General features: G+C 72.8%; 12 protein-coding genes and 1 other RNA gene. 10 read left to right on the top strand and 3 right to left on the bottom strand.

Annotated elements, in window-relative coordinates; translation table 11 throughout:
- The first annotated feature begins 213 nt into the window (after positions 1 to 213).
- From SM447_RS24235 to SM447_RS24225, 3 genes are read left to right on the top strand one after another with little or no spacing between them, the layout of a single operon-like run.
- Complete coding sequence (locus tag SM447_RS24235; protein WP_474575163.1) at positions 214 to 1,626, top strand: ferredoxin reductase family protein; 1,413 nt, start codon at positions 214 to 216, stop codon at positions 1,624 to 1,626.
- A 13-nt stretch (positions 1,627 to 1,639) separates the two neighbouring features.
- A complete protein-coding gene (locus SM447_RS24230; RefSeq protein WP_474575162.1) occupies positions 1,640 to 2,194 on the top strand; it encodes an FMN-binding protein in 555 nt (184 codons plus the stop codon).
- Between the two features lie 47 nt (positions 2,195 to 2,241).
- The gene (locus SM447_RS24225) at positions 2,242 to 2,976 is read left to right on the top strand and encodes an FAD:protein FMN transferase (protein ID WP_474575293.1); all 735 of its coding nucleotides are present in this window, start codon (positions 2,242 to 2,244) and stop codon (positions 2,974 to 2,976) included.
- 376 nt (positions 2,977 to 3,352) lie between these two features.
- On the opposite strand, the gene SM447_RS24220 is transcribed toward SM447_RS24225, so the two are convergent.
- Positions 3,353 to 4,024: a bifunctional DNA primase/polymerase gene (locus SM447_RS24220; RefSeq protein WP_474575161.1), complete on the bottom strand. Its 672-nt coding sequence runs from the start codon at positions 4,022 to 4,024 to the stop codon at positions 3,353 to 3,355.
- Between the two features lie 249 nt (positions 4,025 to 4,273).
- Here SM447_RS24220 and SM447_RS24215 point away from each other — a divergent pair, with 249 nt between their 5' ends.
- The 5 genes from SM447_RS24215 to SM447_RS24195 all read left to right on the top strand — a co-directional run bounded on the left by SM447_RS24215 (position 4,274) and on the right by SM447_RS24195 (position 9,118).
- Positions 4,274 to 5,503 carry a helix-turn-helix domain-containing protein gene (locus tag SM447_RS24215; RefSeq protein WP_474575160.1) on the top strand — a complete coding sequence of 410 codons (1,230 nt, stop codon included), beginning with the start codon at positions 4,274 to 4,276 and terminating at the stop codon, positions 5,501 to 5,503.
- A 13-nt stretch (positions 5,504 to 5,516) separates the two neighbouring features.
- The gene (locus SM447_RS24210) at positions 5,517 to 6,089 is read left to right on the top strand and encodes a flavoprotein (protein WP_474575159.1); all 573 of its coding nucleotides are present in this window, start codon (positions 5,517 to 5,519) and stop codon (positions 6,087 to 6,089) included.
- A 196-nt stretch (positions 6,090 to 6,285) separates the two neighbouring features.
- Positions 6,286 to 7,179, top strand: coding sequence for a Nif3-like dinuclear metal center hexameric protein (locus tag SM447_RS24205; protein WP_474575158.1), 894 nt, complete (start codon positions 6,286 to 6,288; stop codon positions 7,177 to 7,179).
- The gene (locus tag SM447_RS24200; RefSeq protein WP_474575157.1) at positions 7,169 to 7,906 is read left to right on the top strand and encodes a zinc ribbon domain-containing protein; all 738 of its coding nucleotides are present in this window, start codon (positions 7,169 to 7,171) and stop codon (positions 7,904 to 7,906) included. The genes SM447_RS24205 and SM447_RS24200 overlap by 11 nt, the downstream gene beginning before the upstream one ends.
- A gap of 3 nt (positions 7,907 to 7,909) precedes the next feature.
- Positions 7,910 to 9,118, top strand: a complete 1,209-nt coding sequence (locus SM447_RS24195) for a bifunctional RNase H/acid phosphatase (RefSeq protein WP_474575156.1) — start codon at positions 7,910 to 7,912, stop codon at positions 9,116 to 9,118.
- 75 nt (positions 9,119 to 9,193) lie between these two features.
- Here SM447_RS24195 and SM447_RS24190 read toward each other — a convergent pair whose 3' ends face one another.
- Both SM447_RS24190 and SM447_RS24185 read right to left on the bottom strand, forming a co-directional pair.
- Positions 9,194 to 9,955 (bottom strand): sulfite exporter TauE/SafE family protein, encoded by a 762-nt coding sequence (locus SM447_RS24190; protein WP_474575155.1) that lies wholly within the window; start codon positions 9,953 to 9,955, stop codon positions 9,194 to 9,196.
- Positions 9,956 to 10,008: 53 nt separating this feature from the next.
- Positions 10,009 to 10,515 (bottom strand): mycothiol transferase, encoded by a 507-nt coding sequence (locus SM447_RS24185; RefSeq protein ID WP_474575292.1) that lies wholly within the window; start codon positions 10,513 to 10,515, stop codon positions 10,009 to 10,011.
- Positions 10,516 to 10,815: 300 nt separating this feature from the next.
- Here SM447_RS24185 and rnpB point away from each other — a divergent pair.
- Positions 10,816 to 11,226: RNase P RNA component class A (rnpB, locus tag SM447_RS24180), an RNA gene on the top strand.
- A 414-nt stretch (positions 11,227 to 11,640) separates the two neighbouring features.
- Positions 11,641 to 11,856: a hypothetical protein gene (locus SM447_RS24175; RefSeq protein ID WP_474575154.1), complete on the top strand. Its 216-nt coding sequence runs from the start codon at positions 11,641 to 11,643 to the stop codon at positions 11,854 to 11,856.
- The last annotated feature ends 253 nt before the right edge of the window (positions 11,857 to 12,109 follow it).

The following is a 12,109-nucleotide window of genomic DNA, read 5'->3' as shown; positions in this document are numbered from 1 at the left end:
CGCCGGTTCGGGAGGAAACTCCGCCTTAAGTACCTCCGTACGGGACCGTCGACCCACTTGTCGGAGTGGCCGCCACTGGCTACCTTGCCCGGGCAAACCCCCTCAGGCATCAGTCGTCGCACTCTCGGGAGACCGGTCACGTCCTGGGTCGACGACCGGCAGGAATCGGAAACGGTGTATGGCCGACCAGCTCGACGAGTGCGGTGGCCGGGCGTGACGACCTATCCCCGCCCGTACGCCAACCCCCGGCCCGACCTCCGACCCGGGCGCGGCTCACCTCCCCCCGCGCCGTCGCCGGCCGTGCCGCGGCGTGGCGCCGGTGGTCGGCGACTGCTGGTCGTGCTGTTCCTGGGTGGTCTCGTCGCCAGCGTGCTGCCGTGGTGGCGGGACACCCCGGCCGGCTCGCTGGCCGGGGCCACCGCGATGACCACCGCCGCCGGCCAGATCACCGGACTGGTCGCCGGCTACCTGCTGCTGGTGCAGGTGTTGATGATGAGCCGCCTACCGGCCCTCGAACGGTGGGCCGGCGGCGAGCGGATCGCCCGTTGGCACCGCGACGTCGGCGCCACCCTGCTGGTCGCGGTGCTCGCACACACCGCCCTGATCCTGGTCGGCTACGCCGGACTGGAGGGCCGCTCGCTGCTCGGCCAGGCCGATGTGATGCTGCGCGAGTACCAGGACATGGTCTCCGCGTTCGCCGCCGCCGGGCTGCTGGTGCTGGTCGGGCTGGCCAGCGTGCGGGCGGTCCGCCGGGTGTTGCCGTACGAGCTGTGGCACGCCACCCATCTGGTCGCGTACCCCGTGCTGCTGCTCGGCTACGCACACCAGTTCAGCAACGGCTCCCAGCTGTTCCGGCCCGGCCCGGCGCGTACCGGATGGATCGCCCTGTACGTGCTGGTGATCGCCGCGTGGCTGTGGGGGCGGGTGATCGCCCCGCTGGTGTTCAACCTGCGGCACCGGCTGCGGGTGGCCGACGTGGTCACCGAGAGCCCGGACACCGTCTCGATCTACCTGACCGGCGTACGCCTCGATCGGCTGGAGATGCTGGGCGGGCAGTTCTTCCGCTGGCGTTTCCTGACCCGGGGCTGCTGGTGGCAGTCGCACCCGTTCTCGGTCTCCGCCGCCGCCAACGACCGCTGGCTGCGCCTGACCGTCAAGGTGGTCGGGCGACACACCCAGGATCTGCGTAACCTCGACCCGGGCGTGCGGGTCTGGGCGGTCGGCCCGTCGGGCACCTTCACCGCGGCCCATCGCACCCGCGAACGGGCGCTGCTGATCGCCGGCGGCAGTGGCATCACTCCACTTCGGGCGATGCTGGAGGAGCTGCCGCCCGGTGCCGCACTGATCTACCGGGCCCGGACCCCCGCCGACGTGGTGTTGCAGGAGGAACTGGACTGGTTGGCCCGCAATCGCGGGCTGCGGGTCTGGTACGTCCTCGGCTCGCGCGACGACCCCGGTCCACGGCAGGCGATGACCCCGGACGGACTGCGCGAGCTGGTTCCCGACGTGGCCCGGCGCGACGTGTACCTGTGCGGCCCGCCCGGACTGATCGAGCAGTGCCAGCGGGTGCTCCGCCAGGCCGGCGTGCGCCGCCGCCAGATCCACCTCGCCACCTTCGAGCTCTGAGAGGTCCCACCGCATGCGCCGCGCGCTCCTCGCGATCACCGGCCTGGCCGCCAGCACCACCGCGCTGGTGGTGTTCAAGGCCGCCCCGGGCACCGGCCAGCTCGCTCAGGAGGTACCCGCCCCGGCGCCCTCCGCCTCCGACGGGCCCGAGCCGGGAGGCCCGGAAAAATCGAAGGCGGCGGCCAGCAAGTCGCCGAAGCCGACGCGCAGCGCGTCCGGCACCAGCCGGTCCGGCTCGGGCGGGGCCACGAAGACCCCCGCCGCTGCCCGGAGCGGTGCCGCCGCCACCCGCACGGTCACCGGGCCGGTGGTGTCCAACGAGTTCGGCGACGTGCAGGTCCGCATCACCCTCGACGGCAACCAGATCGTCAACGCGGCGGCGCTGCAACTGCCGCGCAAGACGGCACAGTCCGACCAGCGCAGCGACCAGGTCGACAGCCGGTACAGCGGTGCGGCCGGAATGGTGGTGGAGCGGCAGGGCGCCGACCTGGACACCGTCTCGGGCGCGACCGCGACCAGCGACTCCTACCGGCGGTCGTTGCAGGCAGCGATCGACCAGGCCCGGTGAGTGTGCGGACCTTGAGCCGGCCCGGGTTGCGCCGCGTCGAGCACGTCATGGGTACGCCGATCAGTCTCGACATCGCCGACGACCGGCCCGCCACCGAGCTGGCTGAGCTGGCCGACCAGGTGTTCGGCTGGCTGCGTGAGGTGGACGCGCGGTTCAGCACGTACCGACCGGACAGCGAGGTGTGCCGCTTCGACCGGGGCGAGCTGCTGCTCTCCGAGGCGTCGGCGGACCTGCGTCGGGTGCTGGAACGCTGCGCCGACCTGTGGGGTGCCACCGACGGGTTCTTCGACGCGTACGCCACCGGCGGGCTCGACCCGTCCGGGTACGTCAAGGGCTGGGCCGTCCAGGTCGCCTCGGACCGGTTGCGTGCCGCCGGCGTCGGCAACCACTGCCTGAACGCCGGTGGTGACGTCCGGGTCCGGGGCCATTCGTCGACGGGACTGCCGTGGCGGATCGGCGTGCGGCACCCGTGGAACCCGCAGGCGGTCTGCCTGGTGCTCACCGGGACCGACCTGGCGGTCGCCACGTCGGGCGTCTACGAACGCGGCCACCACGTGCGTGATCCGCGGCGCGGTGCCCCGGCACGGGGCCTGCGCTCGGTGACCGTGCTCGGCCACGACCTCGGACTGGCCGACGCGTACGCCACCGCCGCCGTGGCCATGGGCGTGGCCGGCATCGGCTGGCTGGACCGGTTGCCCGCGCACCGGCACGCGGTGGTCACCGACGACGCGCGGTGCCTGTACTCCGTCGACCTGCCGTTGGTCGACGAGCCCGTCGACTGACCACGAGGAGATCGATCGATCCGTGGCAGCCGGGCTGGTCGACACGCCGGCCAGCAACCACCTCCACCGCCCGGGCCCTCCCCGCGCCTCGATCGCGGGTGGGAGCCCGTCCGGGTTCAGGGCCAGCGGGTCGGCCGGTGGGTGATCGCCGGGCGTGATCCGGTCGGCCTGGGACGGCCGGGTCGGGCGCCCGGGGGCCGGGTGGCCGCCCACCGCCGGCCGGGTCGGTGTCGCCGGGGCGGCTCTGCCCCGCCCGGGTGGTGCCTGGTGTCGTCGGTGGACATCACATCCCCGCTCCCGGCGCGGGCGCGCCGTCGAAGGTTCCAACGAGCGCCGGTCGTCCGGGGTCTCGCTGCCGGCGCGTCGCACCGCCCGGTCAGCGACCTCGGCGGGGCAGCGGCAGGTGGCCGGGGACCAGCGCCGGAGCCAGCGTGACGCCCGTCGCGCGCAGCGCGTCGACCAGGGAGTTCTGCACCAGGTACGCGTCCGGCAGCCGCCAGCGGGCCTGCTCCGGTGCCACCGCCCAACGCACCTGCCCCTCGGGCAGCCGGGTCGGTGGTGCCGGTACCCACGAACCGGGCCCGTGCAGGACCACGTGGAAACAGTGTTCGAGTTCCGGACGCAGCGGGTCGCCCGGGCGCACCAGGAACATCCACCGTCCGGTCGGAGTGACCAGCACCGGTCCGCGTACCCCCGGACCGACCGGATGGGCGCGCACCGCGTCCAGGACCCACCTGCCCAGGTGCGCGGGCACCTCCAGCACGTCGAAGGATCGACCGGTGGGCAGCAGTACGCCGTGCGGCCGGGACCGCCACCATGTCGCCACCCGCGCCGGGTCGGCGCTGGCCGCGTGCTCCCAGTCCTCCAGGGCCGGGTGGCAGCCGACCGTCGGGCAGCCGGCCCGCCCGCAGACGAAGCGGCTCCGCGCCAGGCAGGCACCCGGGGTCACCTCCCAGCCGTGCATGGCGTAACGCACCGCGACCCGGCGTAGCCGCACCCGTTCCAGCGGCGACAGACGTGCCACCTGCGGTCCGACATTCCCCCACATAGGTGCCATCTCCCTTCGCCGCGCCCGAGCGGCGCCAGCTCGTACGTCGAGAACCGTCACTGCCGTAGCTCACCCTCGTTGGATTGACAAAGTGGCCGATGCAACTTGCACGAAAAGTACGAGGTTCGGCCAGACGGCTGACGCACTTCCTGTGCGACCAGCGGAAACCTGAGATACGGACGGATCGCCGCGCCCACGGAACGGCCCCCGGCCCCCGGCCAGGGCTCCAGCAAGGGGAGGACTGGGGAGATGGACGAGCTACCCATAGGGCGGCGGGTGGCCTACTGGCGTGGCCGGCGAAAAATGTCGCAGCAGGTCTTCGCCGACCGGTTAGGCAAATCGAAGAGCTGGGTCGACAAGATCGAGCGAGGCGTGCGGCGGCTGGACAAGTTCTCCGTGCTGTACGAGATCGCCGACATCCTCCAGGTGGACGTGCAACTGCTGCTCGGCAAGGACCCTGAGCGCCGTACCGACGCGCTCAACTGCATCGACCAGTTCGAGGTCGAGGAGATCCGGGCCGCCCTGGAGCGCTACGACTCGATCAGCGCGTACTTCGACGCGGCGCCGAGCCCGCCGCCACTGGCCGACATGGGCAAGGCGGTCACCCACGCCTGGCTGACCTACCAGTACGGCCGCTACGGAATGCTGACCCGGGCCCTGCCGAAACTACTGCGCGACGCCCAGGCGGCCGACGCCGCCTACGACGGCGACCAGGCCCAGCGCGCCGCCCACCTGCTCGGGCAGGTCTACCAGATCGCCTCCTCGGTGCTGCGCAAGCTGGGGGAGTGCGACCTCGCCTGGCTCGCCGCCGACCGTTCCATCGCCGTCGCCCAACGCGCCGACGACCTGCTGCTCGCCGGGGTCGCCACCACCCGGGTCTGCAACGCCCTGGTGGCGATGGGTCGCCCCCGACCGGCACTGGAGCTGAACGTGCGGATCGCCAACCAGCTCGCTCCGGGCGGCGGTAACGACAGCCGGCCCGAGCGCCTCTCCGTCTACGGGATGCTGCTGCTGCAAGGCGCGATGGCCGCCTCCCGGATCGGTGACACCGCCACCGTGGAGGATCTGCTCGACGGGGCCCACGCAGCGGCAGTCGAACTCGGCGGCGACCAGAACCACTACTGGACCTCGTTCGGTCCGACCAACGTGGAGCTGCACCGGGCGGCGGCCGCGGTCGAACTGGGCGACGGCGGGCGGGCCGTCGAGGTGCACCGCCAGAAGATCGAGGCGGCACCGTTCGACGCCTTGCTGCCCGAACGCCGGGCGCACCACCTGCTCGACCTGGCCCGCGGGTTCGCTCAGATCGGCGACGTGGCCAACGCCGGCGAGATGCTGCTGCGCAGTGACCGCCTGGCACCGTCGGAGATCCGCTGTCGCCCGATCGCCCACGAGGTGATGTCGGACGTCCTACGTCGCACACGTGGTGCGCCGCCTTCTCCGATCGCGGAGTTGGCTGAGCACATGGGAGTAGGAGTATGACCTCGGAGCCGGCATGACCGGTTCGCACCGCCATGACGGGCACCGCCAGGTGCTCTACATCATCGCCTGTGGCTCGCCGCTGGCCCGAGACGTGGGCCGGCTCGTCGACCTGGCCCAGCAGGACGGCTGGGACGTCTGTGTGATCACCACGCCAGACGGCGCCAAGTTCGTCGACCGGACCGCGCTGGCCCGCCAGACCGGCCACCCGGTACGCACGCACTACAAGAACCCGGGCGACCCGGACGTGCTGCCCACGGCCGATGCCATGATCGTGTGTCCGGCCACGGTCAACACCGTCAACAAGTGGGTGGCCGGCATCGCGGACACGCTCGCGCTGGGGTTGCTGGTGGAGGCGCAGGGTCGAGGGATACCGCTGGTGGCGGTGCCGTACACCAACGCGGCGATGGCCGCCCACCCGGCCTTCCGGGCCGGCCTCGCCCGGCTCTCCGAATGGGGGGTGGGCGTGCTCTTCGGCGAGGACGTCTTCCCGCTGCACGCCCCCGGAACGGGTGAGCGGCACCAGCACGCCTTTCCGTGGGCGCTGCCGCTGACCGCCGTCCGCGACCGCCTCTGCCGGACCGGTTGAGCGGTAGTTGTCCCCTCGGCGCCCGGTCCCGCCGGGGACCGCCGCCCCGGTCGCGGCGTACCCGTGGCCGGGGCGGCGGCTGCGACGACGCGGCCACGGTCTCGGGACGAACGCCCCGGCCACCGGCTCCGGACGAACGCCCGGTGCGGCCGGGTGACGTCCGGTAGACGCGCTGACGCCGGTAAGCTCACCGGCCGTGAGCACAACCGCAGCCGTGCCGACCGTCGCCGAGGTGGTGGCCGAGGTGGAGCGGCACTACCCACCGGCCTGGGCCGAGGAGTGGGATCGGGTCGGTCTGGTGCTCGGTGAGCCGTCCGCCCCGGTACGCCGGGTCCTCTGCGTCGTGGACGTGGTACCCGAGACGGTCGCGGAGGCGCTCGACGCGGACGTCGACATGATCATCGCGCACCACCCGCTGCTGCTGCGCGGGGTGTCCTCGGTGGCACCCACGACGTACAAGGGCCGGATCGTCCACCAACTGATCAAGGCCGACGTCGCCCTGTACGTCGCACACACCAACGCCGACGTGGCCGTGCCCGGCGTGTCCGACGCCCTCGCCGCCCGGCTCGGCCTGCTCGACCTGCGCCCGCTGCACCCGGCCCGCCCGGGCAGCCCGGCCGCCGGGCAGGGGCGGGGAGCCGGCCGGATCGGCCGGTTGCCGCAGCCGCTGACCCTGGCCGAGCTGACCCGCCAGGCCGCCGCCGCGCTGCCCGCCACCGCCGCCGGGGTACGCGCGGCCGGCGACCCCGACCGGGTGGTGCGTACCCTGGCGGTCTGCGGCGGCGCCGGGGACGGCTTCCTGGCCGACGCGGCCGCCGCCGGGGTGGACGCCTACCTCACCTCGGACCTGCGCCACCATCCGGCCGGCGAGCACCTCGCCACCGGAGGACCGGCGTTGCTCGACGCCACCCACTGGGCCACCGAACGGCCCTGGCTGGACGACCTCGCCGCGATACTGCGGGCCGAGCCCGGCGTCGAGACCCTGGTGTCCGACCTGGACACCGACCCGTGGACCGTGCACGCCGCCTCACCGCACCCGGACGAACCCGCACCCGCAGCGGACGACAAGGAGCCCGACCGTGAAGGCTGACCCCCAGGTCCAGCGCCGCCTGCTCGACCTCCAGGCGATCGACACCGCCCTCGCCCAGCTCGCCCACCGGCGTCGGTCGCTGCCCGAGCGGACCGAACTGGAGTCCCTCGCCCGCGAGCTGTCCGCCCTGGAGGACGAGCGGGTCCGGGCCCAGGTCGCGGTCGACGACCTGGACCGGGACATCGCTCGACTGGAGAAGGACGTGGACCAGGTCCGGGCACGCAAGAAGAAGGACGAGGACCGGCTGGCCGCCGGCACCGGCCCGGCCCGCGAACTGGAGGCGCTCCAGCACGAGCTTGCCTCCCTCAACCGCCGGCAGAGCGACCTGGAGGACGCCGAGCTGGAGCTGATGGAGCAGCGGGAGACCGCCCAGTCGGTGCTGGACGGGGTGGAACAGCGACTCGCCGAGATGCGTGAGCGGCGGGCCGCCACCGAGCAGCGGCGGGACGACAGTCTCGCCGAGATCGGCCGGGAGGAGGAGTTCAAGCGCTCCGCCCGGCAACCCCTCGCCAACGACCTGCCCGCCGATCTGGTGCAGCTCTACGACCGGATCCGGACCGACACCGGGCTCGGCGCGGCGCTGCTGACCGCCGGCCGCTGCGGCGGGTGCCGGCTGGACCTGTCCGGCGCCGACCTGGCCCGTATCCGCAAGGCCGACCCCGACGACGTGGTCCGCTGCGAGGAGTGCCGGCGGATCATGGTCCGCACCAACGAGTCGGGGCTGTAGCCGGTGGCCCCGCGTACGGTCCTCGTCGAGGCCGACGGTGGTTCCCGGGGCAACCCCGGTCCGGCCGGGTACGGCGCGGTGATCCGCGACGCGGCGACCGGCGAGGTGCTGGCCGAGCGGAGCGAGGCGATCGGCGCCGCCACCAACAACGTCGCCGAGTACCGGGGACTGATCGCCGGCCTGGCCGCCGCCGCCGAACTGGGCGCCGACGAGGTCGAGGTCCGGATGGACTCCAAACTGGTGGTCGAGCAGATGTGCGGCCGCTGGCAGATCAAGCACCCCGGTCTGCGCCCGCTGGCCGCCGAGGCCGCCCAACTGGTCGGTCGGTTCGCCGCCGTACGGTTCAACTGGATCCCCCGGGACCGCAACACCCACGCCGACGCCCTCGCCAACGCCGCCATGGACGCCGCGGCCACCTCCGGCGTCGCCACCCCCACCGTCGAGCCGCCCCGCGTGGTCGAGTCGCCGCGCCGCCTCGGTGGCCCGGAGCCCGCCGGCGGCGGAGCGGAGGCGGTCGCCGCCCGGGCCGAATCGCCGGGCGCGGACCTGACCAGCGCGCCGGTCTCGTGGGAGCCCCGGCCCAGTTTCACCGCCACCCGGCTCATCCTGGTCCGGCACGGCGAGACCGAATACACCGAGCAGGGCCGCTACTCCGGTCGCGGTGACATCCCGCTCAGCGACAAGGGTCGGGCCCAGGTGCGGGCCACCGCCGCCCGGGTGGCCGCGCTCGCCCCGGACGCCGCGGCCGTGATCAGCTCACCGCTGTCCCGCTGCACGGCCACCGCCGAGGCGATCGCCGCGGCCGTCGGCGACCTGCCGGTACGTCGCGACGACGAGCTCATCGAATGCGACTTCGGCGCCTGGGAGGGACGCACCTTCGCCGAGGTGCGCGAAGGCTGGGCCGGGGAACTCGACGCCTGGCTCGCCTCCACCCGGGTCGCCCCGCCGGACGGTGAGTCGTTCGCCGCGGTCGCCGGGCGGTGTGCCCGGGTGGTGCGGCGACTGCTCGACGCGTACCCCGGTCAGACCGTCGTGGTGGTCTCGCACGTCTCGCCGATCAAGCTGATGCTGCGCGACGCGCTCGGTGCCACCGACGCCTTCCTGCACCGCCTCTACCTCGACGCGGCCGGCGTCTCGGTGGTGGACCGCTGGCCCGACGGTGGTGTCGCCGTCCGCTCGGTCAACGAGACCGCCCACCTGGCCGCGCTCTGACCATCCTGCACTTGTGGTCGCCGCTATCGGCGTCTGGCCCATCGTGCGGGAACGCCAAGCGCAAGATCGGTGTGGTCAGGCGAGGGCGCGCCAGAGCAGGTAGCCGCCGATCAGCGTGCCGAAGGCGACGATGACGGTCTTCAGGACCACCGAGGGCAGGCGGCGGACCAGGCGGGCACCGACGTACCCGCCGACCAGCGTGGCCGGGGCGACCACCGCGACACCGGCCCAGTTCACCGGGCCGGCGATGGCGAAGACGACCACGGTGGTCAGACCGATCACGGCGGAGAGCAGATTCTTGATCGCGCTCACCCTGGCCAGGGTCGCGTCCAGCACCAGGGCCAGACCGGCCACCAGCATCACCCCGACGGCCGCGCCGAAGTAGCCGCCGTACACCGCGGCCAGCGTCACCACGACCTGGACCGTCACCGCCCGGCGGCGCGGCGACAGGTCACGCGGGTGACCGACCAGCCGGCGCAGCGGATCCTGAAACGCCAGCAGCGAGGTAGCCCCCAGCACCAGGAAGGGTACGACCAGCTCGAACGCCCGCGCCGGCGTGACCAGCAGCAGCCCGGCACCGACCAACGCACCCACGACGGTGGTCGGCACCAACGCGGCCAGCAACCGAGACCGGGGCAGATCCACCCGGCTGCCCGCCACGGCGGCGAGATACCCGGGAGCGACCGACAGCGAGTTGGTGACGTTCGCCGGCACCGGCGGCAGCCCGATCGCGAGCAACGCCGGGAACGTGATCAGCGAACCACCGCCGGCCACCGCGTTGACCGTGCCGGCGGCGAGACCGGCGGCGAGCAGTAACGCGGCTTCGGCGAATTCCATGATCCGGAGGCTAGCCGGACGGCACGCGCGCCGCTGCCCGGCCCTCGCCGGGGCTACTCGCCGACCGGGCCACCGGCCAACTCGACCACGATGTCGAGGTGCCCTAGGTGCCGGGCGTACTCCTGCACCAGATGGAACAGAACCCGCTCCAGCGAAGCCGGATCCTTGCCGTCCCACCGCGGCCCCGGCGCCCCGAGCGCCGCCAGGTCGCTGCCCTCGACCACCGTCCGGGTATGCGCACCCTGCGCCCGCAGCGCGGCCGTCAGCTCCGCGAAGCTCTCCTCCGGCGTGACGTGCCACCGGCCGTCCCGCCAGTCACCCCACGGGTCTGCGACGTCGCGTCCCTGGAACCCCCACTCGATCCAGCGAAACTCCACGTAACGGAGATGCTTGAGCAACTCCAACGGAGCCCAGCCGGACGGCAGCCGGCTGTGCCGCCGCTCCTCCTCGGCCAGCCCGGCCACCTTCGCCAGCACGCCTTCCCGGAAGTAGTCGAGGTAGCGCAGGAACACCTCGGCCCGCCCGTCGGCCGGCGCCGTCGGCTCGGGGAACGCTGGCATCGTCACCAACCCATTATCCGTACGTCCCTGAGCCGTCGCGTACCCGCCGTGCGGCCCCCGCTGCCGCGCCCCGCACGGCGTCCGCGATCGTGGTGCGCGCGATCCGTGGCAGTGGAGGTGGTTCCTGGCCGGCGTGTCGGCCACCTCCACTGCCACGGATCGCCGGCTGCTCGTCGACCAGTCCAGGCCGCGGGGTCCTGGCTGCCCGCGTGACCTACGCGCGAGCCGCGCGCCCGCCGGCCCCGGTACCGGCGCGCAATAGTCGCGGACCCGGTGTCGTTAGGATGAGTGCGCGACGGACGAGTCGACCGGGCGGTCGCGTCGGCGGGCCGCTGCCCGCCGCCGAGGAACGTCCGGACTCCACAGGGCAGGGTGGTTGCTAACGGCAACCCGGGGCGACCCGCGGGACAGTGCCACAGAAAACAGACCGCCGACCCCATCGGGGACGGTAAGGGTGAAACGGTGGGGTAAGAGCCCACCAGCACCTCGGGTGACCGGGGTGGCTAGGTAAACCCCACCCGGAGCAAGGCCAAGAAAGGGCGCCATCGCATGATGACGCCCGCGCAGACGCTTGAGGGCGGCCCGCCCGATGTCTGCGGGTAGGCCGCACGAGCCTGTCGGCGACGGCAGGCCGAGATGGATGACCGCCGCCGACGCGTACCCCTGGGTACGCGTCGCGCACAGAATCCGGCGTACAGGTCGACTCGTCCGTCGCCCACCAGCTCAGAGCCTCGATCAAGGCTCTGAGCTGGTTCTATGTCCGGGTGTCGATGGTCGTCGTTGGTCAACTTTGGCCGGCGTTCGACGCCCTGACGACGCCCTGACGCCCTGGAGACGCCCTGAGCCCTGGCTCATTTGACCTCTCCTCGGGTCGGGCTGGCTGTGCCGCTGTGGGCCGTCTGAGGGGCCGGCGCTCGATCGTTCCGAAGCGGGGCCGCCGGCTGTGGGGAGGGTCGGGCACGTCCTGGCGGTGGAGCAGGCGCCGCGCCCCGGTGACTCGGCGGCAAGCCAGTCCTGGGTTTGGACTGGCGCGGCAGCCGGAAGCCCCGACGCACGACCAGGCCGACCCGCTGGCTTCCGTAGCGGTCTTGGTGATCCCATTCGTGGATGAGGTGGGACGAGTGCGTGCCGGAGCTGCTGGAGCACCTGGGGGAGATGGGCCTGGTCGGCCTGGTCAAGATTGACGGGGAACGGGAGCGTAAGCCCTGGACCGTGGTGATCTCGGGTCAGCGGCTCGATGGCGTGTCGATCAGGGTCGACGGCCACAGCCTCGATTACTGCCTGCGGCATGCGGTCGCTGGGCTTCACGAGCGCTTCCCGGACGAACTCGCGCTGGGCTGAGATCCGACTGTGGGGCGGCGTCCCGGCGGCTGTCGGTGGCTCACCGCCCCGGCGCCGTAGGCGGCCGGGGCGGCTTGCCGCCGGCCGGGCTTGCCGCCCCGCACCGCGCGGAGCGCGGTGCCTTGATCTTAAAAAGACTATTTCGGCAAGTTGATCAGTGAGCGTTTTCCAACTGGGTTTGCGTTGGTAGAGGGTGGGTTCGGGTGCCCCGCTGGTGGGTCGGGTTGAGGCTCCCGATAGGACAGCGATCGAC

It is taken from the genome of Micromonospora aridisoli, from assembly GCF_056150025.1.
The sequence above is the reverse complement of the archived record's forward strand: the minus strand, read 5'-3'. Positions and strand labels throughout refer to the sequence as shown.

Excerpts from the sequence above, each read along its gene's own strand:
- SM447_RS24210 (WP_474575159.1), top strand. The coding sequence starts at position 5,517 with ATGACCGGTTCGCACCGCCATGACGGGCACCGCCAGGTGCTCTACATC.
- SM447_RS24225 (WP_474575293.1), top strand. The coding sequence starts at position 2,242 with ATGGGTACGCCGATCAGTCTCGACATCGCCGACGACCGGCCCGCCACC.
- SM447_RS24190 (WP_474575155.1), bottom strand. The coding sequence starts at position 9,955 with ATGGAATTCGCCGAAGCCGCGTTACTGCTCGCCGCCGGTCTCGCCGCC.
- SM447_RS24230 (WP_474575162.1), top strand. The coding sequence starts at position 1,640 with ATGCGCCGCGCGCTCCTCGCGATCACCGGCCTGGCCGCCAGCACCACC.
- SM447_RS24185 (WP_474575292.1), bottom strand. The coding sequence starts at position 10,515 with ATGCCAGCGTTCCCCGAGCCGACGGCGCCGGCCGACGGGCGGGCCGAG.
- SM447_RS24220 (WP_474575161.1), bottom strand. The coding sequence starts at position 4,024 with ATGTGGGGGAATGTCGGACCGCAGGTGGCACGTCTGTCGCCGCTGGAA.
- SM447_RS24215 (WP_474575160.1), top strand. The coding sequence starts at position 4,274 with ATGGACGAGCTACCCATAGGGCGGCGGGTGGCCTACTGGCGTGGCCGG.